Raw genomic sequence first — 23,765 nt, 5'->3', positions numbered from 1 at the left:
CCGCGATGGAAGACCGCAAGCGCGAGGGGTACTTCTAGACATGACCACCACCACCGAGATCCTCTCGGAGACCACCCTGCTGCGGTTCGCCACCGCCGGATCGGTCGACGACGGCAAGTCCACCCTGGTCGGACGGCTGCTGCACGACTCCAAGTCGGTCCTCGCCGACCAGCTGGAGGCCGTGGAGCGCGCCTCGGCGTCCCGCGGGCAGGAGACCCCCGACCTGGCGCTGCTCACCGACGGCCTGCGCGCCGAGCGCGAGCAGGGCATCACCATCGACGTCGCCTACCGCTACTTCGCCACCCCCCGGCGCCGGTTCATCCTCGCCGACACCCCCGGGCACGTGCAGTACACCCGCAACATGGTCACCGGCGCCTCCACGGCCGAACTGACGGTCATCCTCGTCGACGCCCGCAACGGCGTCGTCGAGCAGACCCGCCGGCACGCCGCCATCGCCGCCCTGCTGCGCGTCCCGCACGTCGTCCTCGCCGTCAACAAGATGGACCTGGTCGGCTACGAGGAGTCCGTGTTCGCCTCCATAGCCGAGCAGTTCACGGCGTACGCGACCGAACTGGGCGTCCCCGAGGTCACCGCGATCCCGATCTCGGCGCTGGTCGGGGACAACGTGGTGGAGCCGTCCGCGCACATGGACTGGTACGGCGGCCCCACCGTCCTGGAGCACCTGGAGACCGTGCCGGTCAGCCACGACCTGGCGCACTGCCACGCCCGGCTGCCCGTGCAGTACGTGATCCGGCCGCAGACCGCCGAGCACCCCGACTACCGGGGGTACGCCGGTCAGATCGCCGCCGGTTCCTTCCGCGTCGGCGACGCGGTCACCGTGCTGCCGTCGGGGCGGACGACCAAGGTCAGCGGGATCGACCTGCTCGGCGAGCCGGTCGACGTGGCGTGGACGCCGCAGTCGGTGACGCTGCTGCTGGAGGACGACATCGACGTCTCGCGGGGCGACCTGATCGTGCCCGCCAAGGACGCGCCGGCCACCACGCAGGACGTCGAGGCGACCGTGTGCCACGTCGCCGACCAGCCGCTGACCGTCGGCCACCGGGTGCTGCTCAAGCACGGCACGCGCACGGTGAAGGCGATCGTCAAGGACATCCCGTCCCGGCTCACCCTCGACGACCTGTCCCTGCACCCGCACCCGGGGCGGCTCGTCGCCAACGACATCGGCCGGGTGAAGATCCGCACCGCCGAGCCGCTGCCCGCCGACTCCTACGCCGACTCGCGGCGCACGGGCTCGTTCATCCTGATCGACCCGGCCGACGGCACCACGCTCACCGCGGGCATGGTCGGCGAGTCCTTCGCGTCCCCGGAGCCGGTCACGGCCGAGGCGGACGACGACGGGTGGGACTTCTGAGCATGGCCTTCGCCGCGCGTCGCGCCCTGCCGGTGGTCGCCGCCTTGCCCCTGCTCGCCCTGGCCGCCTGCGGCTACGGGTCGCAGGCCCCGGTGGACGACACCGTCAAGGCGGTCGCGGGGGCGCCGAAGACCGACGGTCTGGACGCGGTCCGGATCGGCTACTTCGGCAACGTCACCCACGCCACCGCCCTGGTCGGCCACCGCAAGGGCTTCTTCCAGAAGGCGCTGGGCGGCACTGAGGCCAGGTACGCGGTCTTCGACGCGGGTCCCTCCGAGATCGAGGCCCTGAACTCGGGGTCGGTCGACATCGGCTGGATCGGGCCGTCCCCGGCGGTCAACGGCTATGTCCGGTCGGGCGGGAAGAACCTGCGGATTGTCGGCGGTTCGGCCTTTGGCGGGGTGAAACTGGTGGTGGACCCCGAGAAGATCACGTCGGTCGCGGACGTCGAGGGCAAGCGGATCGCCACCCCGCAGCTCGGCAACACCCAGGACGTGGCGTTCCTCCACTGGGCCGCCGAGCGGGGCTGGAAGGTCGACGCGCAGAGCGGCCGGGGTGACGTCACCGTCGTACGCAGTGACAACAAGGTCACCCCGGACGCCTTCCGGAGCGGTTCGGTGGACGGGGCCTGGGTGCCGGAGCCGACCGCGTCCCGGCTGGTCGCCGAGGGCGGCAAGGTGCTGGTCGACGAGGCCGACCTGTGGCCGGACCAGAAGTTCGTGATCACCAACATCGTCGTGTCGCAGGAGTTCCTGAAGGAGCATCCGAAGGCCGTCGAGACGGTGCTGAGGGCTTCGGTGGAGACCAACCGCTGGATCGAGGCCCACCCGGAGGCGGCGAAGGCCGCGGCCAACGAGCAGCTGGCGGCCGACTCCGGCAAGGCGCTGCCCGCCGGCGTCCTCGACCCGGCCTGGGAGTCGCTGCACGTGACCGACGACCCGCTGGCCGCCACTCTCGCCGTCCAGGCCCGGCACGCCGTCCGGGCCGGGCTGCTGGAGGACACCGGCCTCGAGGGCATCTACGACCTCACGCTGCTCGACAAGGTCCTGGCGGCCGAGGGCGAGCCCGCGGTGGACGACGCCGGGCTCGGCGTCGAGTAGATCCGTTCCCGCCCCTTCCCCCACCCGTCCCAGGAGGTGACGACCATGGCCACGACCCTCGCCAAGGCCGCCGACGGCACCGAGGCGGCCACCCACGCCGCCCGGATCACGCACGTCTCGAAGTCCTTCGCGGGCCCGGCCGGGCAGCAGCTCGTCCTGGACGACGTCAGCCTCGACGTCGCGCCCGGCGAGTTCGTCACCCTCCTCGGCGCCTCGGGCTGCGGCAAGTCCACGCTGCTGAACCTGGTGGCGGGCCTGGACCGGCCCAGCGCCGGGACGATCGACACGGACGGGCGCCCGGCGCTCATGTTCCAGGAGCACGCCCTGTTCCCGTGGCTGACCGCGGGCAAGAACGTCGAACTCGCCCTGAGGCTGCGCGGCGTACCGAAGTCCGAGCGCCGGGACAAGGCGCAGGAACTGCTCACCCTGGTCCGGCTCGGCGGCGCGCACGGCAAGCGGGTGCACGAGCTGTCCGGCGGGATGCGCCAGCGGGTCGCCCTGGCCCGCGCGCTCGCCCAGGAGAGCCGGCTGCTGCTGATGGACGAGCCGTTCGCCGCGCTGGACGCGATCACCCGGGACGTGCTGCACGAGGAGCTGACCCGGATCTGGCGGGAGACGAAGCTGTCCGTCCTGTTCGTCACGCACAACGTGCGCGAGGCCGTCCGCCTCGCCGAGCGGGTCGTGCTGCTGTCCTCCCGTCCCGGCCGGGTCGCCCGGGAGTGGACGGTGGACCTCCCGCACCCGCGCCGCGTCGAGGACGCCGCCGTGGCGGAACTGTCCGTCGAGATCACCGAGGAACTACGGAAAGAGATCCGTCGCCATGGCCGGCACTGACACGACACCGGACACCGGCACGACGCCGGTGAAGAAGGACACGGGCGACCTCGCCGGTCTGGAGGCGGGCCTCGACGCACTGGAGACCCGGCAGCCGGGGCGTACCGCGTCCTTGCGGCAGACGCTCACGCAGAAGGTGCTGCCGCCGGTCGTCGCCGTGCTGCTGGTGCTGGCCGGGTGGCAGGCGCTGATCTCCTTCGGGATCGTCGACGACCCGACCAAGCTGCCCGCGCCCGCCGACGTGTGGCACGTGGTGCGCCGGGCCTGGCTCGAAGGCACCCTGCTCGGCTACATCTGGACCAGCGTCTCGCGCGGCCTGTCCGGCTTCCTGCTGGCGCTGGTGATCGGCACGCCGCTGGGGCTGCTGGTGGCGCGGGTGCGGTGGGTGCGGGCGGCGATCGGCCCGATCCTGTCCGGCCTCCAGTCGCTGCCGTCGGTGGCCTGGGTGCCGCCGGCCGTGATCTGGCTGGGGCTGAACAACTCGATGATGTACGCCGTGATCCTGCTCGGCGCGGTCCCGTCCATCGCCAACGGACTGGTCTCCGGCGTCGACCAGGTCCCCCCGGTCTTCCTGCGGGCCGGGCGCACGCTGGGCGCGACGGGACTGAAGGGCACCTGGCACATCACGCTGCCGGCCGCGCTGCCCGGCTACGTGGCCGGTCTGAAGCAGGGGTGGGCGTTCTCCTGGCGGTCGCTGATGGCCGCCGAGATCATCGCGTCCTTCCCCGACCTGGGCGTCGGGCTCGGGCAGTTGCTGGAGAACGGCCGCAACGCCAGCGACATGGCCATGGTGTTCGAGGCGATCGGGCTGATCCTGGTCGTCGGCATCGCCGTCGACCTGCTGGTCTTCAGCCCGCTGGAACGGTGGGTGCTGCGCGGCCGCGGCCTGCTGGTGAGGAGCTGAACGCGTCATGTCCCGACCGGTCCTGCTGGTCATCGCCCACGGCAGCCGCGATCCGCGGCACGCCGCGACCGTGCACGCCCTGGTCCGCCGGGTCCGTTCGCTGCGCCCGGACGTCCGGGTGGAGACCGGGTTCCTGGACTTCAACGTGCCCTCGGTGCCGGGGGTGCTGGAGTCCCTGGCGGCGGAGGGCGTCCGGGACGTCGTGGCGCTTCCGCTGCTGCTGACCCGCGCCTTCCACGCCAAGGCGGACATCCCGGCGGTCCTCGCGGACGCGCCGCCCCGGCTGCGGATCCGGCAGGCCGAGGTGCTGGGGCCGTCCCCGCTGCTGCTGGCCGCGCTGGAGCGGCGGCTGTACGCGGCGGGCCTGACGCCCGCCGACAAGTCCTCGACCGGGGTCGTGCTGGCCTCGGCGGGGTCCACCGACCCGGAGGCGATCGCGGTGATCGCAGAAATCGCGCGGGAGTGGCGGCACACCGGTTGGTGCGCCGTGCGGCCCGCGTTCGCCTCCGCGTCCCTGCCGCGCACCGAACAGGCGGTGCGCGAACTGCGGGACCTCGGCTGCGCGCGGATCGCCGTCGCCCCGTACGTCCTGGCCCCCGGCCGCCTGCCGGACCGGATCGCGCGCGGCGCGGCCGAGGCCGACGTGCTGGCGGACGTGCTCGGTCCGGCGCCCGAGGTGGCCCGGCTGCTGGTGGAGCGGTACGAGGCGGCGCGGGCGGCCGCGGGGGCGGCCGCGCGGGTGGCCGTGGGGGCGTGACGCCGGTCCTCGCCGCCGCTGTCGCGCGCCCTGCCGTCAGGACGGCTGGACCTGGTCGAGGCGCTGGTCAGGACGGCTGGACCTGCTCGAAGAGGGCGAGGGCCGCGGCGGGGTCCGGGCTCACGAGGCGTTCCAGACCGGCCGTGGTGATCTCCGCCCACCGGGCGGCCCGGGCCCCCATCCGTTCCTCGAAGGCGCGGACGGTGTCGTCCGGGTCGTCGGGGCCGGTGGCGAGGGACTCGGCGAGTTCGGCGCCGTCCAGCATCGCGAGGTTGGCGCCCGCCCCCAGTGGCGGCATCAGATGGGCGGCGTCGCCGAGCAGCGTCACCCCGGGGACGTGGGTCCAGGTGTGGGCCACGGGCAGGGTGTACAGGGGGCGATGGACGAAAGCGGTGCCGTGGCGGAGGAGGTCGAGGACGGGGGCGGCCCAGCCGTTGAACAGGGCCAGCAGGCCCGCCCGTACGGCCTCGGTGTCGGCCGGGTCCGGGTCCCGCTCCGGGGCCGGGCGCCGGTCCAGCGGGGCGCGGTACTGGGCGTACACCTTGACGTGGCCGCCGCTGTTGCGCTGGGCGACGAGGGCGCGGTTCACGCCGTACACGGCCACGGAACCGTCGCCGATCAGCCGGGCGAGGCCGGGGTGGCGGGTGTCGACGTCGTCGAGGGAGGTCTCCACGGCGGTGACGCCGGTGTAGTGCGGCGTCACCGGCGAGACGGCCGGACGGACCCGGGACCAGGCGCCGTCCGCGCCGACCACGAGGTCGTACGTCTCCTGCCGCCCGTCCTCGAAGTGGACCCGCACGCCGTCCGGGCTCCCGGGCACCGCCTTCGCCACGCCCCGGCCCCACTGGACGTCGAGGGGGCCGACCAGCAGGTCACGGAGTTGACCGCGGTCGATCTCGGGGTTGGCCCGCTCGTCCGGACGGGGGCGCCAGTCGCGCAGGACGGTCCCGTCCGTGTCCAGGATGCGCATGGCCTGCCCCTCGGGGCGGGACAGCGCCCGGAACTGCGCCAGCAGCCCCGCCATGTCCAGCGCGCGCTGGCCCTGTCCTTCGCGCAGGTCGAGGGTGCCGCCCGAGGGGCGGGCGTCGGGGGCGGGATCGCGTTCGAGGACGGTGACGGGGTGGCCGTGGCGGTGCAGGACCCGGGCGAAGGTGAGGCCGGCGGGGCCGGCCCCGACCACGGCTATACGCTGTCTCATGCCGATACACCGTATCGGTGTCCTGTGACGCTCACAACAGAAACGGCGTGACCATGACTGTCTGGGACCGGCCGGAGCCGCCGCCCCGCCCCGTGCCGCTGGACCGGGCGCGGATCGTCACCGCCGCCGTCGAGCTGGCCGACGAGGGCGGGCTGGAGGCGGTGTCGCTGCGCAAGGTCGCCGCCCGGCTGGACGCGGGCCCGATGCGGCTGTACGGCTACCTCTCCAGCAAGCAGGAGTTGCTGGACCTGATGGTGGACGAGGTGTACGCCGAGATCCTCCCCGAGGAGCCACCCGGTGACTGGCGGGAGGCGCTGGGCACCCTCGCCCACCGCACCAGGCGGGCCGCTCTGCGGCACCTGTGGCTGGCCGACCTGCTCGGCGGGCGCCCGGCCCTGGGGCCGAACGGCCTCGCCGTGTCCGAGGCCACGCTGTCCGCGCTCGACGGCCTCGCCGACATCGACACCGTCCTGCGGGCCGTGGAGACCGTCAGCGCCTACTTCATCGGCGCGATCCGGCGCGAGGCCGCCGACCTGCGGGCCGAGCGTGCCACGGGCCTGTCCCAGGGCGACTGGCAGCGCGCCCGTGGCCCGCACGTGACGAGGATGCTGGCGACCGGCCGCTTTCCGGCACTGGCCAGGGCCGTGCGCGACGGCACGCACGTGGACGCCGGGACCTCCTTCGCCACCGGTCTGGAGTGGGTCCTCGACGCCGTGGCCGTCAGGCTCACCCGGCCGCCGGCCTGAGGCCCGGCTCCCGCCGGAAGCCGAGGGGGCGGGAGCAGGTGGTGTGCGCGGGCGCGGGGGCGGAGTACGGGGAGTGCGGACGCGCGGGTTGCGGAAAAGCCTTCCCTCCCCGGTCGCCGATCTGCTGGGATGGTCCTTCGGAGAACGAGCGCGGGGGGAAACAGCTCAGGTGGGGGCAGGTCGGGTATTCGGACATCATCTGGGGCTGCCGGGTGCGCTGTCGGGGCTGCCGCTGAGTCCGCTCGTCCCCGGCTACGCCGAACTCGCCGCCGCCCAGCACGCGGCGGGCGCCCGGCACGCGGCTGAGATCCTCTTACCGTCCGGGGGCGGGCTGCGGGTCCTGGACGGGCTGGCCGTGCCGTCCGGTCCGCGCGGCCACCGGCGGGTGGACGGCGCGCTGCTGGACCGGGTCGCCCGCGGCGCGGGTCCGGCGGCGGAGCTGGCGCGGCTGCTGGCCGCGGTGCACCGGCGCGACCCGCTGGCGCTGCGCCGGATCGTGCTCTACCAGCTGATCGGCCTGGTGCAGGACCGTACGCCGGACCAGTGGCAGCAGGCCGTCGCCGAGTCGGGCGTCCACGCCGGCGAGGCGGCGGGGCTGCTGGCGGCGGCCCGGGTGCGGCCGGTCCTCGACCGGGACCAGCGCGCCGCCGCCGAGGCGCTCGCCGACGCCTGGGAGGAGCGCCGGCTGTACCGGGCCCGCATGCTGCTGGAGCGGCTGCCGCGGGGCGACGACCCGGCGCTGCGGGCGCTGCGGACGGAGCTGGCCGGCCGGCTCGCCGCCCTGGAGTCGGCGCTGGAGTCGGCCCGGCGGGCCGTACGGCGCGGGGACACCGAGGCCGCCACGGAGCAGTACCTGCGGGCGCTGGGCCAGGCCGCGGACGACCGGCGGGCGCTGCACGGGCTGATCCGCGTCCACCGGCCCGAACCCGGCGGGCCCGCTGCCCTGCGCACCGGACTCGGCCTCGGCCACGTCGCGCTGTCGTGGCCCGTCGAAGGCGAGGCGGGCGCCGGTTCCTGGCGGCTGCTGTGCCTGCTGAAGGACGAGCGGGGCGCCACCGGGCACCGCGAGGTGCCCGCCCTGGCCGGTGCCGCCCGGGACACGGACGTCGTGCCCGGCACCACGGTCCGCTACGCCGCCCTGCCGCTGCGCGACGGCCAGGTGGCCGGGCCGCCGCTGGTGTCGCACCGGCTGGCGGTCACCCCGGAGGTGGGCGATCCGGCCGTGACCGACGGGCCGGGCAGGGTGACCTGCGCGTGGACCTGCCCGCCCGGCGCCACCGGCGTGACGGTGGAGCACACCGGGCCGCGGAGCACGGCCGAGCGGCTGGACGCCCGTTCCGACGGGCTCACCGCGACGGGGCTGGCCGTCGGCGCCCACGCGTTCCGGGTCAGCTGCCACTACCGGGCCCCCGACGGCACGTCCGTCGCCTCACCGGGCCGCCTGTTCACCCGTACCGTCCACCCCTGGCCGGAGCCGGTCGGCACGCTCACCGCCGAGCCCGACGGCGACGCGCTGCGGTTCGGCTGGACCGGGGCGTCGGGCGCCGACGTCCGGCTGGTGGAGTGGCCCGGCGACGCGCCGGCGCCCGGCACCGAACTGCGCACCGACCAACTGCCGCCCCGCCTGGACGGATCCGGGCCCGGACCGTCCGGGACGGCTCGCCCGGACCCGGGCGGACCCGCGCCCTCCCGGACCGTGCGCCCCCGCCGGGGCGGGCACCTGCGCGTCGCAGCCGTGGCCGTCCTGGGCGACCGGGCGCTGGCCGGGCCCGTCGTCGACGTCGAGGTGCTGCGTCCCGTCACCGCCCTCGCCGCCCGCCGGCTCCCGGGCGGGGAGGCCGCCGTCACCCTGGACTGGCCGGAGGGCACCGGACAGGTCACCGTCGCCTGGGAGCCCCTGCCGGGGCCCGGGACCGCCGGCGCCGGTGAGGGCGGCGAACGGACGGTCACCGCGCACGCGTACCGGCGCGGCGGCCTGCGGCTGCCCGTCGGCCCGCACGCGGTGCGCCTGCGCGCCTCGGTCGCCTCCCAGATACCGGAGGCGGTGGTGCTGCCCGCCGCGACCGCCGAGGTGCTGCTCGCCGCGGACACCGCCATCGGTTACCGGCTGGTGCGCGCGCCGGGGCGGTTCCTGCCGCTCGGCCGCCGCCGGGCCCTGCTGCGGGTCACCCTGCTGGGCCCGGACCCGGCCGGCGCGGACCTGCCCGAGTTCGTGTGCGTGGTGCGCGGCGGCACGCTGCGCCCCCGGGACGCGAGCGACGGCACCACCGTGCTGCGCATCGCCGGCCGCGACCTCACCCACAACGGCGGCACGGTCGAGCGGGAACTGCCGGCCCCGCCCGTCCCCGCCCCCTACACCCTGCGCGGCTTCCTGCTCGGCGAGCACGCCACGGCCGTACGCCTCGAAGAACCCTCTCCCGCGACCCTGGTGGTGCGCTGAGCCATGACGACCGTCACCTGTCCCTACTGCTTCACCCGCGCCTCGGCGGCCCGGCTGCCCTACCGCTGCCAGATGATGCCGAGCGGCGTGCGGGGCACGCCGTGCGGTCCCGTGCGCGACGACGTGTGGGCCGGGTTCACCGGACCCGCCGCTCCCCCGGCGGCCCGGATGCGCGGCCCCGTCTTCGACGCGCCGCGCAGTGTGGGCCGGGTGCTCGGCCACTCGGCCGGCCGCGTGCCCTGCCCCAAGTGCGGGGTCGGCACGACGGTCCGGGTCTGCGGGAGCTGCCACAACGACCTGCCCAGCGACTACTGCGACCAGGACAGCCGCATCATCGCGCTGGTCGGCGCGAAGGCGTCGGGCAAGAGCACGTACGTCTCCGTCCTGGTCAACGAGTTGAACCAGCGGGTCGGGCAGGCGTACCACGCCTCGCTGGCCGCGATGGGGGCGAGCACCCAGCGGCGGGACAGGGAGATGGCCGAGGACCTGTACGAGCGGCGGCGGCTGCCGGACGCCACCCGCCCGGCGGCGCTCGGCTTCAGCGACCCGCTGCTGTACCGGCTGAGCCTGCCCCGGCGCGACCGGCCGGGCGGCGGCACCCGGCACACCACGCTGGTCTTCTTCGACGCGGCGGGCGAGGATCTCGCGGACGCGGAGGCGATGGACCGCTACACCCGCTACCTCAGCGCCGCCGACGGCATCATCCTGCTGGTCGACCCGCTGCAACTGGGTTCCGTGCGGGACCGGTTGCCGGTGCACGACGGTCCGCCGCTGCCGGCGGTGGAGACCCCGCCGGAGCAGATCGCCGCCGATCTGGCGACCCAGTTGCGCGCGCACGGCCGGCGCGGGGCCCGGGGCCGGGTCAGCACGCCGATCGCGGTGGCCGTCACCAAGACGGACATGCTGGGGTCGCTGCTCGCTCCGCACTCGCCGCTGCTGGCCAGCGCCCCGCACCGAGGCGGCGTGTACGACGACGTGGACCGGCTCGCGGTGCACGAGGAGATGCGGTCGCTGCTGGCCGACTGGGACTCGGGGACGCTGCTGCGGCGGCTGGAGCTGGACTTCGCCGAGGTGTCCCTGTTCGGTCTGTCGGCGCTGGGCGCCCCGCCCCCGGCCGACGCCCCGGCGGACGCCCCGAAGTCGGGGCCGCGTCCGGTACGGGTGGAGGATCCGCTGCTGTGGCTGCTGAGCCGACGGGGGCTGCTGCGGGTGCGCGGCGCCGGGAAGGGAGGGACCAAGTGAGCCTCGCCCAGCTGCACTACACGTCCGCGCCGCCCGGACCCGACGGTTCCGGGTTCCGGTTCACCGCGGTCAGTCCCGGCGTACCGCAGGGGCTGCTGCGGGAGGCCGAGCAGCTCATCGGGTACGAGCCGCCGCGCGACCTGCCGGCCCGGCCGGACGCCGCGCAGCTGCGGGACTTCCCCAAGGCGCTGGGCTTCCACGAACTGTCCGACGGGGGGCGGCTGCTGAGCCGTACCGTCTACACCGGAGCCGACTACAGCGGACGCTGGGGCAACTTCCACGCGCACGCCCTGTACCTGCCGCCGGGGACGCGGCTGCCGGACGGGGCGCTGCCCATCACGGCGTGGGAGTCGCCGCGCTGGGCCGACGCCACGCCCGCCGACCGGCGGCCCGCGCCGGTGGACCGGCTGGAGCCGTCGGGGCTGCTGCGCCGGGACGGCCTGGTCGCCTTCGCCGCGTCCCGCGCGGACCGGCTCGCCGCGTTCTTCGCCGACCTGCGGGCACTGGCCGAGGATCCGGACGCCTGCCAGGTGGTGCTGGTGGAGCACGACAGCGCGGCCGTGGCCCAGTGGATCGCGCTGGCCTGCGCGGTGCTGCCCCGGGAGGTGGCACACCGGCTGACCTTCACTACGTACACCCGCCGGCCGCTCCAGGCCCGCCAGCAGATCGTCGGCGCGCTGCCGTCGTCCGAGCCGTGCGCGGCCGGGCCCCGGCTGCGGGTGCACGACTGCACCGGGCGGCCCGCGGGTCCTTCCGCCGGCGCGGTGCCCGACGCGTGGGCCGACACCTGCGCGCGGGTGTGGTGCGCGGCGCGTCCGGAGCTGTTCCGGGACGCCTCGCTGGAGCTCGGGCACCTCGCCGCGTCGGCGCTGGCCGCCGGGGTCGCGCTGCGCGCCGACGCCCGAACCGCCGCCGCCCGCTGGGCCGCGGAGCGGGCCGGGTCGCTGCCCGAGGCGAAGCTGACGGCGCTGATCGGGGTACTGAGCACGTCCCGCGACGACGGGGGGACGCCGCCCGGGGACGCCGGTGCCGAACGGGCGGCGCTGGCCGAGCTCCTGGACCGGGTCGAGGGACGGCTGCCGACCGCCGTGACGGCACCGCTGGCCGGGCGGGTGCTGACCTCGGCGGTGCTCGGCGGCGGGCCGGTGCCCGCGCTGCGCGCCGGGTCGCTGACGCCGGTGGTCCGGGACGAGCTGGCCCGGACGCTGGCCGCGCCGCTGCGCTCCGGCATCGCCGACCCGCGCGAGCCCGCCGTCGGCCGGCCCCTGCTCCTGCTGGGCACCGCCGATCTGCTCGACGTCGACTGCCAGGACCTGCTGCCGGAGCTGGCGGGGCGGCTGTCGCGGGCGCTGGTGGCGGGGCCGGGGGGCGCCGCGGGGACCGGCGGGGAGGACACCGGCGGGACCGGCGGGCACGGCGGTGCGGGCCCCCGCGCGGACGGCACCGGCGGGACCGGCGGGTCCGGCGTGTACGGGACCGGCGGGAGCGGCGCGGAAGGTGTCTGGCGTGATGCCCCGCACGGCACGGCGCACGGCACCGCGTACGGCACCGCGTACGGGACCACGGCCTCCGCCCCCGTCCCCGCCCCCGCCTCGGCTCCCGACGGCCTCCGGCCCGGCTCCGCGCACGGCGTCACTGGCCCCACCGGTCCCACCGGTCCCACCGGGGAGTCCGACGGGTGTCCGCCCGCCCTGCTCGACGCCGTCGAGGGCCACCCCGCCCTGCGCATCGCCCTGTTCGGCGCCCTGGACGCGCTGGCCGCCGCCGATCCGGTCACCGTCGCCCGGCGGCTCGCCGGATCGCGGCTGCCCGTCGCACCGCACCCGAACTTCCCGCACCTGCGGATGTGCGTGCTGCCGCCCCAGGCGCGGGAACCGGGCGACCGGCTCGCCCGGTTCCACGGAGTGCTGCGCGCCGCCGGGGTCTCGCCGCACGCCGTCCCGGCCGTCCTGGGGACCGCCCTGCGCCTGGTGTGGCCGGGCGAGCTGCCGACCAGCCAGGAGGCCGGCCTGCTGCTGAACGAGCTGGGTTCGGACATCCACCGCGCGGCCGGCACCCGCGACGTCCTGGTCGACGCCGCCCTCGCCGCGCCCTTGGACGACCTGGACGTCCCCGTCCTCGCCGCCGACCTGCTGCGCTGTTTCCCGACGGAGCTGCGGCCGGGACAGCGGGCGGCGCTGCTCCTGCTGGAGTTCACGGGCCTGCTGGGCACCGCGGGCGAGGGCGAGGAGTGGGTCGGCCGGGCGCTCGGGCTGCGCGACGGTGCCGCCGAGCCGGTGCCGGACACGGTGACGGAGCGGGTCTTCGCCGCGCTGGCCCGACGGCTGGTGGACGGCCCCGCGCCGGACAGCGAGCTGTACGGGCTGGCCCGGTCGGGCGAGCCCGGGCTGCTGGCGGCGTACGAACGGGCGGGGCGCTCGGAGCGGGTGCGGGACCGGCTGCGCACCTCACCGGCGTACGCCGCCGCCTGTTTCTGCGCCTGGAGCGCCTGCCCGGGCACCCATCCGGCCTGGGACGAGACCCGCACCGCCCTGCTGACGAAGGTGCTGCGCCCGGTGGTGCGGGCGCTGCCCGCCGAAGACCTGGCCGGGATCGAGGACACCCTCGACCGGGCGGGTGGCGGCCGGCTCGACGCGTTCCGTTCCTGGAACCGGCCGGGCACCCTCGGCCGTCTGGCGGGCCGCTTCTCCGGCCGCAACCGCCGCGCCGAGCGCCCGCCCGTGCGGCACGGCGACATCGAGCCACCGGCCGGGGAGGGCCGCCCGTGACGTCCCCGACGCCCGTGACACCCCCTACGCCTCCGACACCCCCGACACGCGGCGCCGGAGGAACCCCATGACCTCCGGCCTCGTACCGCTCCCGCTCCTCGTCCTCGGCGGCTGGACCGCGCTGATCGCCGTCGGCGTGTGCGCCGGCCGGGCGGTGTGGAAGCTGACGGCGGCCGGGCTGGGCGCCGTCTGGCGGCGGCTCGGGCCGTGGCGGACGGGGGACGGTGACGGGCGGCTGCGGACGGCGAAGCAGCCCGAGCCCGCCCAGCTCGCCTACTGGTGGCGGCAGATGTGGGTGGACGCGTCGACCGCCGCCCAGCACGGCATGCGGACGGTCCGGCGCGACCTCGTCGACGGGTGGCTGGAGCGGACCGCCCGCAACCTGTTCACCGGACGGCGGCCGGACGGGCGCCGGGTGGACGTCCCGGTCAACCGGTTCCTGCTGGCGGTGTTCGTCGCGCCCGGCACCGCCGCCGGCGCGGTCCTCGGCGCCGTGCTGGCCTCCGCCGCCCTGACCGCCGTACTCACGGTCTTCGCCCTGCTGCTCGAACTGGTCTGGCTGGGCTGGGCGGCGGCCGTACCGGCGCTGCGCGGGCTGGAGCGCGGCCGGCGGCTGGTGCGCGGCGTCCGCGTCAAGTGCCCGCACCCCGGCTGCTACCGCCCCGTGCCGCTGGCCCTGCACCACTGCCCCGACTGCCGTGCCGAGCACCGCGCGCTGCGGCCCGGCCGGTACGGCGCCCTGTGGCACGTCTGCGACTGCGGGCGCCGGCTGCCCGCCACCCGGCTCGCGGGCGGTGGCGGACTCCCGGCGCACTGCCCTTACTGCGAGCGGTGGCTGCCCGAGGCCGCCGCCACCACCCGCGTCGTGCACGCGCCGCTGATCGGCGGCACCTCGTCGGGCAAGACGATGCTGATGACGGCCATGACGGAAGGGCTCCAGGCGTGGGCGCGACGCGGCGGGCTGTCGGTGGAGTACGCCTCGGACGAGGACCGGCGGGCCGCCACCGGCCTGGTCCAGGAGGTACGGCGCACCGGCTGGGCGCACGCCACGACCGGCGGACCGCCGCGCGCCCTGATGCTGCTGGTGAGCCGGGGCCGGCGGCGGAGGCTGCTGTACCTGTACGACCCGATGGGCGAGTCGGTGAGCGAGGCCGAACGGGTGCGCGGACAGGGGTACTTGGCGCACGCGGACGGTGTGGTGCTGGTCGCCGACGTCCTGGCCGATCGCGTGGTGCGCGGCCGGCTCTCCCCCGACGACGCCCGCCTCGTGGCACGGGCCCGTCCCGCGGCGCAGGGACCCTGGGACACGTACCAGCGGCTGACCGGGGAGCTGGCGGCGCTGACCGGACGGCGGTCCCGGCTGCCGGTGGCCGCGGTGGTCACCAAGCGGGACGTCATCGACGGGCTCGCCTCGCTGCCGGTGCCCGGCGACCGGATCGACGAGTGGCTCACGGAGATCGGGCTCGGCCCCCTGGTGCGCGCCCTCGGGCACGACTTCCGGTCGGCGCGCTACTGGACGGTGAGCGCCCATGCCGCCACCTGTGCGGGCCCGTTGGAGAGCGAGCAGCTGAGGGCGGCCGAACCGGTGCTGTGGCTGCTCGCCGCCACGGGACTGCGCACCGGCGCACCGGCGGAGAGGACGTACACGACGGCATGACCCGGGTGACCCCATCCATCGGACGTGGACGGCGGCTGGTGGCGGCGTTGTTCCTCACCTCCCTGGCGCTGACGCCCGTAGCGGTGGCCGCGCTGGTGTGGTGGCTGCTGTGACGGACCCGCGCGCCCGTCCTCCCCTGCGCGCGACTACCGGAAAGGCGACAACCACGTGAGCGACATCCCCGGCGGGCCCATGGCCAACCGGCCGGTCCACTTCATCTGGCTGCTGGACTGCTCGTACTCCATGCAGGGCGACAAGATCGCCAGGCTGAACTACGCGATCCGGGAGGCCCTGCCCGAGATGCGGGCGGTGGCGGCCGACAACCCGGCGGCTCAGTTGCTGCTGCGCACCATCACCTTCTCCACCACGGCCCAGTGGCTGCACCAGGCGCCGGTCCCGGTCGACGACTTCACCTGGCAGGACGTCGAGGTGGACGGCACGACCAACCTGGGCGAGGCGCTGACCCTGGTCGCCCGCGAACTCCAGACCCCGCCGATGCCGCAGCGGGCGCTGAAGCCGGTGCTGGCGCTGGTGTCGGACGGGGTGCCCACCGACGACTGGCGGGCGGGGCTCGCGGCGGTCGACGCGACGCCCTGGGGCCGCAAGGCGGTCCGGATCGCCATCGCGATCGGCCACGACGCGGACAAGGACGTGCTCCAGGAGTTCATCGGCAACCCGGAGTTCAAGCCGCTGGAGGCGCACAACGGCAAGCAGCTGGCCGCGGCCATCCGGTGGGCGTCGACCGCGGCGGTGAAGGCGGCCTCGCAGCCGATGGCGGGCCAGGAGGACCCGACGGTCAAGCAGCCGTTCGCCCCGCCGGTCCTGGACGACGACGATGACGACGACGTGTGGTGACGCTACGGGTACGGCCCTGGGAGACGCTCGGCGAGAGCGTCCGGGGCGTCGGCAAGCGGTGCAACCAGGACTGGTACGTCTGCCAGGGGGCGGGGAGCGCCGACGATCCGCTGGTGCTGGCGGTGGCGGACGGGCACGGCTCGCCCGCGTACGCCCGCAGCGAGCTGGGCGCGCGGTTCGCCGTGGACCGCTTCACGGTGCTGGCCGCCGAGTTCGGCCGGGCGGCCCGCGACCCGCACGGGCCGGGGCGGCCGGCCCGGCTGATGACGTACGCCCGCGACGACTTCCCGCGCGCCCTGGTGCGCGAGTGGCGCGCGGCGGCGCTCGGTCACTGGGACCGGCACCGGCCGGTCGCCGACGACGGGGCGCCGGAGCCGGGGGACGACGAGAAGCTGCGGCTGTACGGCACCACGCTGATCGGCGCGGTGCTCACCCCCTGGCTGCTGGTGGCCTGGCAGATCGGGGACGGTGACCTCGCGGTGGTGGCGCACGACGGCACGCTGGAGCGGCCGTTGGCACCGGCCGAGGAGGCGCTCGGGGACGAGACGGACTCACTGTGCGGGCCGCGGGCCTGGCGTCAGGTGCGCACGCACTGGGCGCCGGTGTTCGAACAGGCCCGGCTGCCGCGCCTGGTGGTGCTGTCGACGGACGGGCTGTCCAAGAGCTTCGCGTCGGCCGACGGGTACCGGGCGTTCGTCGAGGACCTGCGCGACCGGCTGGCCGCGGACGGCAGCGCGCGGGTGCGCCACCTGCTGCCCGAGTGGCTGGCGCACGCCTCCCGCCACTCGGGGGACGACACGACCCTCACCGCGGCGCTGCGCCCCTCGGACACGGGGACCGGGGCGGAACCGGAACGGAAGACGGAGAGCTGAGAGATGAGCGGCATGCTGGACGCCGGCACACGGCTGGCCACCGAGAACGGGGACGAGGTCGAGATCCTCGCCCTGCTGGGGGCCGGCGGGCAGGGAGAGGTGTACCGGGTCGCGACCTGGACCGGGGAGAAGGCCCTGAAGTGGTACTACCCGACCTCGGCGACGCCCCAGCAGGAGGCCATCGTCCGGGAGCTGGTGCACCGCGACTTCCACGACGACCGCTTCCTGTGGCCCCAGGCCCACGTGGGGCCGTACCGCGGCTCCTTCGGTTACCTGATGGACCTGCGCCCCGAACGCTTCAAGGGGCTGCCCGAGCTGTTCCGCCGTCGGCTGCGCACCAACACCCGGGCGCTGCTGCGGGCCTGCCTGTACACGGTGGAGGCCTACCAGGCGCTGCACATGCGGGGCGTCGCCTACCGGGACATCTCCTGGGGCAACATCTTCTTCGACCCGGCCACCGGTGAGGTGCTGGTCTGCGACAACGACAACGCGGTGGTGGAGGGCGACGTCAGCGGCATCTCCGGCACCATGAAGTTCATGGCCCCGGAGCTGGTGCGCGGCGACCCGGGCGCCCGGCCCGGCACCCAGTCCGACCTGCACTCCCTGGCCGTGCTGCTGTTCATGCTGCTGATGAACCACCACCCCTTCGAGGGCCGCCGCGAGCTGGGCATCCACTGCCTGGACGACGCGGCCGAGCGCAAGCTGTACGGCCGTGATCCGCTGTTCGTCTTCGACCCGGCCGACGCCTCCAACGCCCCCGACCCCATGGAGCACACCACCGTGCTGGCCACCTGGGAGGCGACGGCGGAGCGGCTGCGGGAGCTGTTCCGCCGGGTCTTCACGACGGGGCTGCGCGATCCGGCGGCGCGGGTGCGCGAGTCGGAGTGGCGGGACGCGCTGCGGGCGGTGCTGGACGCGGTGGTGGAGTGCGCCGCCTGCGGGCGGCAGAACATGACCGAGCCGGGCGGGAACCCGCCGCCCAGGAACTGCTGGGGGTGCGGGGCCCGGGTGGCGCTGCCGCCCCGGCTGGTGGTGACCACGCCGCCGCCGCGCGCCGGGCACCACATCCGGCTGGGGCGGGCGGCCCGGGTGCAGGAACACCATCTGGCGCCGGAGCCGGAGCGGCACGACTGCTCGGACGGGGCGCTCGTCGCGGAGCTGGTGGAACACCCCTCGAAGCCGGGCCGGTTCGGCATCGCCAACCGGTCCGAGCGGACCTGGACGGGCAACCGCTCCGACGGCACCCTCCAGCGGATCGCGCCCGGCCAGACGGTGCCGCTGCGGGCCGGTCTGGAGCTGGACCTCGGGGAGGGGGCGCGGGCGGTGGTGCACGCCGAGTGACGGCGTCGGGCGACGGTGAAGGCGGGCCGGCACCGGACGACGGTGAGGACGGACCGGCACCGGACGACGGTGAAGGCGGACCGGCACCGGGCGGACGTGAGGGCGGGTCAGAGTCCGAGCGCGCGCCCCAGCTCCTGGGCCAGGGCGAGGCTGCCGCTGCCCGCCGCGACGCCGATGCCGATGGTCTCCAGGGCGGCCCGGACGCGGCCCCGGTCGACGGCCCGCCCCTCCTGCCCGGCCCGCGCCAGCTCGTCCTGGACGGCCTCGGCCTCGGGCACCAGCGCGGGGTGCTCACCGCGCAGCCGCTCGGCCAGCCGGTCCGCGAGCGCCGGCGCGGCGGCCGGGTCCGTCCCGTTGTTGATCTCGATGCGTCCGTGGTCGCCGAAGTTGGACGGCCCGCTGACGTTCCCGTGGAAGTTGTACGTGCTCATGCTGTCGCTCCTCCCTGGCCCGGCGCCGCCGCCGGACCACCGCGGCCCTGCGGACCGGCCTGGGCCTGCGGTCCGCCGTTGACGGTGATCCGACCGCCGGTGCCGATGTTGCTGGGTCCGGTGATGTCACCGGAGATGTTGTAGGTCTGGGTGCTGATGACCTGCTGCGCCCGGTCGAAGGAACTGGTGTCGACGTTGTGGTCCTTCAGGAAGCGCTCGGTGGCCACCAGCACTCCCTGCTGGAGGCGGAAAAGGTAGTCCTGGGCGTCGATCCGCTCGGCGTACCCCGCCTCCGCCCAGTCGCTCAGCCGGGCCCGCACGCTGTCGTCGGCGCCGTGGTCGACCAGCAGGTGCTGCTCGGTGATCTCCCGCCGCCGCCGGGCCAGCGCCCGCGCGTCCCGCCGCGCCCGGCGCCGGCGTGCGCGCCGGCGTCCCGGCGCCCGGCGCAGGTCGGTGAGGAGGTGCGAGGTGGCGTACGCGACCAGGCTCCACCACCGGTCGAACGGGGCCACCGGCAGCCGGTCCACCCGGTCGAAGCGTGCGCCGAGCGGCGGGATCACGTAGGCGGCCACCTCCCAGGTGAGGTGGGGCCGGTGCAGGATCGCCCGCAGGTACATGCAGACGACGACCCGTCCGCCCTCGCCGACCCGTTCCAGGCACAGGTGGGTGCGCATGCCCGCGCCGGGGGCGTGCAGGCCGGCCTGTACGAGCCGGCTGGGCAGCTGGGCGCGGGGGCGCGCGGTGCGGTCGGGGACCAGTTCGGGCAGCAGGTGGGCGTGGCTGCCGAGGACGTAGAGCCGGTTCCTGGCCCGCAGGCCCTCCAGGCCGGCGATGGACTCCATCTGCCGGGCCACGTAGGTGTGCAGGTCGACCGCGTCGAAGGGGAGCAGCGGGAGCTTGCCGCCGCCGGGTGCCTCGGCCGGCCGGCTGACGTCGATGGGCTGCCAGACCACCTCCTTGATCTTCGTGCCGCTGCCGACGAAGGGGGTGGTCAGGGCCGCCGCGTCGGCGTAGGGCAGCACGTTGGCCCGTTTGAGTTCGTGCAGCCACGCCTCCGTCTCGGGTTCCACCGGCGGGGCGAGCTTCTCGGCCCTCTCGGTGCCCGCGAACACCGCGCGGGCCGCGTCGCGGGCCTGTGCCTCGGTGCGGTGGATCAGCCACCAGGAGGCGCCGAGGACGGCGAGCGGGCCGTGGATGCCGACCGCGGCGACCGTGCCGTGTCCGCCGGTCAGTCCCCACAGCCCCACCAGGACGGCGGTGACGAGGGCGGCGGCCAGCCAGGTGAGCCGCCGCTCCAGCGTGTCGCGGCGCGCGGCGGCGGCGCGGGCGTGCCGGGCGAGGGCGACGAAGTTGATGCCGAGGGTCAGTCCGGGCGAGGTCAGCCGGTCGCCGGTGAGTTCCCGGTCGAGCCGGCGGGCGAGTTCCTCGTCGAGGTGGACCGAGGCGCACAGCCGCCGGGTGACCCCGTCCTTGCGGTACTGCGGCAACGCCGGCAGCGCCTTTCCCCCCACGGTGACACGCCCTTCCCCCGTACTCCCGGCCCACCTTAGCCAGGAGTCAGGACGCCGTCAGCCCGACCGGTTTCACGGCGGTGTTCCAGTTTCGGGTGGTGGCGACGAGGCCCTTGGTGGCGCGGGGCCTGGACAGCGGTCCGGCGCAGCTCCTCGCCGATCCGAAGTGGGCTGACACCCTCGCCGACGCGGACCGGCGGGCGCTCTTCCCGCTGTTCTGGACCCATGTGAATCCCTACGGCCGGTTCGAGCTGGGCATGAACAGACGCCTCGGCCCGGACCTGACCGCCCGGGACGCCGTGCCCGGCCCGCGCGCCCCCGAGGGCGGACCGGCGGCGGCCCTGGGGTGAGGAGCTGGGGCTCCGATCGCCCACGAACAGCATCTGGTCACCAGCATCCTCGCCGCACAACGACACAAACAGGTCTCCACTTCACGGGGGAAGGTTCAGTCGGCGTGTCCTCGTGGGCCGCGACGACCTCCTGGTGCGAGCACCTTGACGCCGTCGCCGCCGCACTCGACGGCCGCCCACGCGAAACGCTCGGCTGGGAAACCCCAGCCGAGCGCCTGCAATACCGCTCGCGGCCTGACCGGCACGACCACGTGTCGCAGCGCCCCTTGAAACCGCTGCGGCAGGCCTTACGCCCGTGGCCGGACGGCAGACGGGCTCAGAGCTGGGTTTCGCCGCCGTCCACGGCCAGCTCGATGCCGGTGGTGTACGTGGCGTCGAAGGCGAGGAATGCGGCCGCCTTGGCGAACTCCTCGACGGTGCCGTAGCGCTTCATGGGGTTGCTCGCGGTCCGCTCCGCCCTGAACTGGTCGGCGGCCTCTTTGGACAAGTTCATCGTGTCCAGAATCCCCGAGTCGATGGGACCCGGGCTGATCGCGTTGACACGGATTCCCCGCGGAAGCAGCTCGCGGGAGAAGGTGCGGGCCATCGAGCGCAGCGCCGCCTTGCCGGCCGCATAGACGCTGGTGTCCACCATGCCGATGACGTTCGCGATCGAGGTGGTGAGGACGATGCCGGCGTTCGCGCTCAGCAGCGGGGCGAGCTTCTGCACAGTGAGGAAGGCGCCCTTGGTGTTGATCGCGAACAGCTCGTCGTACACGTCCTCGGTCGTCGACTCGAGCGGCGTGAGGGGTGAGATGCCGGCGTTGACCCCCAGGGGGTCCGAACGGGCGTACCCGGACAGTTGTAAGGGGCCCGTGTCCTCCCCAGTGCGGAGACGCCCGATTCCAAAGGAGGAGCCGGGGCGCCGACGGTTCGTCGGACAGCACGACGAGAGGGCTCCGCGCGGCCCCTAGCTTCGACTGTGGAAGGCGGCGGCAGGGGGCCGGCGCCGTTCACGAGGGGGCGAGCCCGCCATGGGACACGGGGATACGAGGGCGCGGGGCCTGGCCGCGCGGGCCGGCGGCTGGAGTGCTCGGCACCGATGGGCCGCCGTCGGCATCTGGGTGCTGTTCGTGGTCCTGGCGACGGTCCTCGGCTCGGCGGCCGGCCGGGTCGACGTCGAGGACGGTGACCAGTTGAGCGGCGAGACGCGCACCGCCGCCCGGATCATCGAGGACGCCGGCATCGAGGAGCCGGCCGGGGAGACCGTCCTGGTCCAGGCCGGGGACGGCGGCCCCACCGCCGCGGACGCCGAGTTCCGCGCCGCCGTGGACGCGGTGATCGGCGCGGTGGAGAGGACCGGCCGGGTCACCGACGTGACCTCGCCGTACGACACGGACACCGTCTCGAAGGACGGCCGCAGTGCCCTGGTGCGGTTCGACGTCCGCGGCGAGGCGGACACCGCCGGTGAGCGGGTCGAGCCGGTGCTGGAGGCCGTCGAGGGGGTCCAGCGGGACCACGCGTCGCTGCGGATCGAGGAGATCGGCTCCGCCAGCATGATGAAGACGTTCGACGACGCCTTCGGGGACGACTTCCGCAAGGCCGAGTACTCGGCCGTCCCGGTGGCCCTCGGCATCCTGCTCATCGCGTTCGGCGCGCTGGTCGCGGCGCTGCTGCCGGTGGCGCTCGCGATCACCGCGATCATCGCGACGATGGGTCTGATGGGCCTGGTCAGCCACGTCCAGCCGATGAGCGACACCGCCAACTCCGTGATGCTGCTGGTCGGTCTGGCCGTGGGCGTCGACTACTGCCTGTTCTACCTGCGCCGCGAACGCGAGGAGCGGGCCGCCGGCCGGGACGCGGGAACCGCGCTGCGGATCGCCGCCGCCACCAGCGGCCGGGCGATCGTCGTCTCCGGCGTCACGGTGTGCGTGGCGATGGCGGGCATGCTCTTCACCGGGATCGCCGAGTTCGAGGCGATGGGGCTGGCCTCGCTGATGGTGGTCGCGGTCGCCATGGTCGGGTCGGTGACCGTGCTGCCGGCGCTGCTGTCGCTGCTGGGCGAGCGGGTGGAGAAGGGCCGGCTGCCGTTCCTGCGCCGGCGCCGCGGGAACGGCAGCGGGGAGAGCCGCTTCTGGACCGCCGTACTGGGCCGCGTACTGGCCCGGCCCGTGCTCTCGGTGCTGGTGGCGACCGGCGCGCTGCTGGCCGTCGCCGCGCCCGCGGTCGGCATGAAGACGCAGAACCTCACCCTGGACCAGGAGTTCGGCGACTCGCTGCCGATCGTGCAGACGTACGAGCGGGTCAACGAGGCGTTCCCGGGCGGTTCCGAACCGGCCGAGGTGGTGGTGAAGGCCGACGACATCGACGCGCCCGAGGTGCGGGCCGCGCTGGCGGAGTTCCGGGAGCGGGCGGTCTCCTCCGGCGCCTCGCGCGGCCCGGTCGACATCGAGGTGCACGACGCGCGGGACATCGCGCTGGTGTACGTCCCGCTGGTCGGCGGCTCCGACCTGGACCGGGCGGGCGAGAGCCTGGACAAGCTCCGCGACGAGGTCCGGCCGGCCACGCTGGGCGAGGTCGACGGGGTCCAGGCGCCGGTCACCGGGCAGGTCGCCGGTTCGAAGGACTTCAACGACCAGCTGGTCGGCTCGGTGCTGCCGGTCTTCGCCTTCGTCGTGGTCTTCGCCTTCCTGCTGATGCTGCTGTCGTTCCGCTCCCTGACGGTGGCGCTCACCTCGATCGTGCTGAACCTGCTCTCGGTGGGCGCGGCGTACGGCGTCCTGGTCGCCGTCTTCCAGCACGGCTGGGGCGCCTCGCTGGTCGGCGCGGAGGGCGTCGGCGCGATCATCTCCTGGCTGCCGCTGTTCCTCTTCGTGATCCTGTTCGGCCTGTCGATGGACTACCACGTGTTCGTGGTGTCCCGGATCAGGGAGGCGCGGCTGCGGGGCCGCGCGACGCCGGACGCGATCCGGCACGGCGTGGTCACCACGGCCGGGGTGGTCACCAGCGCCGCGGTCATCATGGTGGCCGTGTTCGCGATCTTCGGGACGCTCTCCATGCAGTCCATGAAGCAGATGGGCGTCGGCCTCGCGGCGGCCGTGCTGATCGACGCGACGGTCATCCGGGGGGTGCTGCTGCCGGCGGTGATGGCCCTGCTCGGCGAACGCAACTGGTACCTGCCGAAGTGGCTGCACCGGCTGCCGGACCTCACCCACGACGAGGCGCCCGCGCCGGTCGCGCCGCCGGCCCGGGACGGCGAGGGCGAACGGGTCGGGGTGTGAAGGGTTCCGGAGCCTGAGGATCCGGGGGCTGTCGAGCGGTGGGGGGCCCGCGGGCCGGCGGCCCCCCGCCGCCCCCCCCCCCCCCCCCCCCCCCCGCCCCGGCCCCGGCCCCCCCCCCCACCCCGGC

General features: G+C 75.2%; 18 protein-coding genes and 2 pseudogenes. 15 read left to right on the top strand and 5 right to left on the bottom strand.

Features of this window, described 5'->3' with window-relative positions; genetic code table 11:
• Positions 1 to 40 precede the first annotated feature (40 nt).
• The 5 genes from ACY1JF_RS18745 to ACY1JF_RS18725 are packed head-to-tail and all read left to right on the top strand — an operon-like array spanning position 41 to position 4,967.
• The gene (locus ACY1JF_RS18745) at positions 41 to 1,372 is read left to right on the top strand and encodes a sulfate adenylyltransferase subunit 1 (RefSeq protein WP_462706288.1); all 1,332 of its coding nucleotides are present in this window, start codon (positions 41 to 43) and stop codon (positions 1,370 to 1,372) included.
• A gap of 2 nt (positions 1,373 to 1,374) precedes the next feature.
• Positions 1,375 to 2,472, top strand: a complete 1,098-nt coding sequence (locus tag ACY1JF_RS18740; protein WP_462706296.1) for an ABC transporter substrate-binding protein — start codon at positions 1,375 to 1,377, stop codon at positions 2,470 to 2,472.
• Between the two features lie 45 nt (positions 2,473 to 2,517).
• Positions 2,518 to 3,306, top strand: a complete 789-nt coding sequence (locus ACY1JF_RS18735; RefSeq protein ID WP_462706287.1) for an ABC transporter ATP-binding protein — start codon at positions 2,518 to 2,520, stop codon at positions 3,304 to 3,306.
• Complete coding sequence (locus tag ACY1JF_RS18730) at positions 3,293 to 4,210, top strand: ABC transporter permease (protein WP_462706286.1); 918 nt, start codon at positions 3,293 to 3,295, stop codon at positions 4,208 to 4,210. Before ACY1JF_RS18735 ends, ACY1JF_RS18730 begins: the two co-directional genes overlap by 14 nt.
• Positions 4,211 to 4,217: 7 nt before the next feature.
• On the top strand, positions 4,218 to 4,967 hold the full coding sequence (locus ACY1JF_RS18725) for a sirohydrochlorin chelatase (RefSeq protein WP_462706285.1): 750 nt from the start codon (positions 4,218 to 4,220) through the stop codon (positions 4,965 to 4,967).
• Between the two features lie 67 nt (positions 4,968 to 5,034).
• Here ACY1JF_RS18725 and ACY1JF_RS18720 read toward each other — a convergent pair whose 3' ends face one another.
• Entirely contained in the window at positions 5,035 to 6,165 is a 1,131-nt protein-coding gene (locus tag ACY1JF_RS18720; RefSeq protein ID WP_462706284.1) for an FAD-dependent oxidoreductase, read from the bottom strand.
• A gap of 53 nt (positions 6,166 to 6,218) precedes the next feature.
• On the opposite strand from ACY1JF_RS18720, the gene ACY1JF_RS18715 reads away from it, so the two are divergent.
• The 8 genes from ACY1JF_RS18715 (at position 6,219) to ACY1JF_RS18680 (ending at position 18,086) form a co-directional block, all read left to right on the top strand.
• Positions 6,219 to 6,911 (top strand): TetR/AcrR family transcriptional regulator, encoded by a 693-nt coding sequence (locus ACY1JF_RS18715; RefSeq protein ID WP_462706295.1) that lies wholly within the window; start codon positions 6,219 to 6,221, stop codon positions 6,909 to 6,911.
• A gap of 169 nt (positions 6,912 to 7,080) precedes the next feature.
• Complete coding sequence (locus ACY1JF_RS18710; protein ID WP_462706283.1) at positions 7,081 to 9,351, top strand: thioesterase domain-containing protein; 2,271 nt, start codon at positions 7,081 to 7,083, stop codon at positions 9,349 to 9,351.
• Between the two features lie 3 nt (positions 9,352 to 9,354).
• Complete coding sequence (locus ACY1JF_RS18705; protein WP_462706282.1) at positions 9,355 to 10,593, top strand: TRAFAC clade GTPase domain-containing protein; 1,239 nt, start codon at positions 9,355 to 9,357, stop codon at positions 10,591 to 10,593.
• Positions 10,590 to 13,361 carry a GTPase-associated protein 1-related protein gene (locus ACY1JF_RS18700; RefSeq protein ID WP_462706281.1) on the top strand — a complete coding sequence of 924 codons (2,772 nt, stop codon included), beginning with the start codon at positions 10,590 to 10,592 and terminating at the stop codon, positions 13,359 to 13,361. The genes ACY1JF_RS18705 and ACY1JF_RS18700 overlap by 4 nt, the downstream gene beginning before the upstream one ends.
• A 67-nt stretch (positions 13,362 to 13,428) precedes the next feature.
• The gene (locus ACY1JF_RS18695) at positions 13,429 to 15,018 is read left to right on the top strand and encodes a TRAFAC clade GTPase domain-containing protein (RefSeq protein WP_462706280.1); all 1,590 of its coding nucleotides are present in this window, start codon (positions 13,429 to 13,431) and stop codon (positions 15,016 to 15,018) included.
• A gap of 192 nt (positions 15,019 to 15,210) precedes the next feature.
• Complete coding sequence (locus tag ACY1JF_RS18690) at positions 15,211 to 15,873, top strand: vWA domain-containing protein (protein ID WP_462706294.1); 663 nt, start codon at positions 15,211 to 15,213, stop codon at positions 15,871 to 15,873.
• Complete coding sequence (locus ACY1JF_RS18685) at positions 15,867 to 16,745, top strand: protein phosphatase 2C domain-containing protein (RefSeq protein WP_462706279.1); 879 nt, start codon at positions 15,867 to 15,869, stop codon at positions 16,743 to 16,745. Before ACY1JF_RS18690 ends, ACY1JF_RS18685 begins: the two co-directional genes overlap by 7 nt.
• Before the next feature lie 3 nt (positions 16,746 to 16,748).
• Positions 16,749 to 18,086 (top strand): protein kinase domain-containing protein, encoded by a 1,338-nt coding sequence (locus tag ACY1JF_RS18680; protein WP_462706278.1) that lies wholly within the window; start codon positions 16,749 to 16,751, stop codon positions 18,084 to 18,086.
• 107 nt (positions 18,087 to 18,193) lie between these two features.
• On the opposite strand, the gene ACY1JF_RS18675 is transcribed toward ACY1JF_RS18680, so the two are convergent.
• The 3 genes and pseudogenes from ACY1JF_RS18675 to ACY1JF_RS18665 all read right to left on the bottom strand — a co-directional run.
• Positions 18,194 to 18,517, bottom strand: coding sequence for a hypothetical protein (locus ACY1JF_RS18675; RefSeq protein WP_462706277.1), 324 nt, complete (start codon positions 18,515 to 18,517; stop codon positions 18,194 to 18,196).
• Positions 18,514 to 20,028 (bottom strand): hypothetical protein, encoded by a 1,515-nt coding sequence (locus ACY1JF_RS18670; RefSeq protein ID WP_462706276.1) that lies wholly within the window; start codon positions 20,026 to 20,028, stop codon positions 18,514 to 18,516. Before ACY1JF_RS18670 ends, ACY1JF_RS18675 begins: the two co-directional genes overlap by 4 nt.
• A 46-nt stretch (positions 20,029 to 20,074) precedes the next feature.
• Positions 20,075 to 20,173: pseudogene (locus ACY1JF_RS18665) on the bottom strand (DUF1697 domain-containing protein); the annotation flags it as partial.
• Here ACY1JF_RS18665 and ACY1JF_RS18660 point away from each other — a divergent pair.
• On the top strand, positions 20,127 to 20,378 hold the full coding sequence (locus ACY1JF_RS18660; protein ID WP_462706297.1) for a hypothetical protein: 252 nt from the start codon (positions 20,127 to 20,129) through the stop codon (positions 20,376 to 20,378). The pseudogene ACY1JF_RS18665 and the gene ACY1JF_RS18660 sit on opposite strands and share 47 nt — an antisense overlap.
• Positions 20,379 to 20,694: 316 nt before the next feature.
• Here the strand turns inward: ACY1JF_RS18660 and ACY1JF_RS18655 are convergent.
• Positions 20,695 to 21,198: pseudogene (locus tag ACY1JF_RS18655) on the bottom strand (SDR family oxidoreductase); the annotation flags it as partial.
• Positions 21,199 to 21,391: 193 nt separating this feature from the next.
• Here ACY1JF_RS18655 and ACY1JF_RS18650 point away from each other — a divergent pair.
• The gene (locus tag ACY1JF_RS18650) at positions 21,392 to 23,638 is read left to right on the top strand and encodes an MMPL family transporter (RefSeq protein ID WP_462706275.1); all 2,247 of its coding nucleotides are present in this window, start codon (positions 21,392 to 21,394) and stop codon (positions 23,636 to 23,638) included.
• Positions 23,639 to 23,765: the final 127 nt, after the last annotated feature.

Source organism: Streptomyces sp. SYSU D01066-1, assembly GCF_054956795.1.
This window is presented reverse-complemented; position numbering and strand designations above follow the sequence as displayed.

Excerpts from the sequence above, each read along its gene's own strand:
- ACY1JF_RS18650 (WP_462706275.1), top strand. The coding sequence starts at position 21,392 with ATGGGACACGGGGATACGAGGGCGCGGGGCCTGGCCGCGCGGGCCGGC.
- ACY1JF_RS18720 (WP_462706284.1), bottom strand. The coding sequence starts at position 6,165 with ATGAGACAGCGTATAGCCGTGGTCGGGGCCGGCCCCGCCGGCCTCACC.
- ACY1JF_RS18745 (WP_462706288.1), top strand. The coding sequence starts at position 41 with ATGACCACCACCACCGAGATCCTCTCGGAGACCACCCTGCTGCGGTTC.
- ACY1JF_RS18675 (WP_462706277.1), bottom strand. The coding sequence starts at position 18,517 with ATGAGCACGTACAACTTCCACGGGAACGTCAGCGGGCCGTCCAACTTC.
- ACY1JF_RS18680 (WP_462706278.1), top strand. The coding sequence starts at position 16,749 with ATGAGCGGCATGCTGGACGCCGGCACACGGCTGGCCACCGAGAACGGG.
- ACY1JF_RS18730 (WP_462706286.1), top strand. The coding sequence starts at position 3,293 with ATGGCCGGCACTGACACGACACCGGACACCGGCACGACGCCGGTGAAG.
- ACY1JF_RS18705 (WP_462706282.1), top strand. The coding sequence starts at position 9,355 with ATGACGACCGTCACCTGTCCCTACTGCTTCACCCGCGCCTCGGCGGCC.
- ACY1JF_RS18740 (WP_462706296.1), top strand. The coding sequence starts at position 1,375 with ATGGCCTTCGCCGCGCGTCGCGCCCTGCCGGTGGTCGCCGCCTTGCCC.
- ACY1JF_RS18690 (WP_462706294.1), top strand. The coding sequence starts at position 15,211 with ATGGCCAACCGGCCGGTCCACTTCATCTGGCTGCTGGACTGCTCGTAC.
- ACY1JF_RS18735 (WP_462706287.1), top strand. The coding sequence starts at position 2,518 with ATGGCCACGACCCTCGCCAAGGCCGCCGACGGCACCGAGGCGGCCACC.
- ACY1JF_RS18715 (WP_462706295.1), top strand. The coding sequence starts at position 6,219 with ATGACTGTCTGGGACCGGCCGGAGCCGCCGCCCCGCCCCGTGCCGCTG.
- ACY1JF_RS18695 (WP_462706280.1), top strand. The coding sequence starts at position 13,429 with ATGACCTCCGGCCTCGTACCGCTCCCGCTCCTCGTCCTCGGCGGCTGG.
- ACY1JF_RS18725 (WP_462706285.1), top strand. The coding sequence starts at position 4,218 with ATGTCCCGACCGGTCCTGCTGGTCATCGCCCACGGCAGCCGCGATCCG.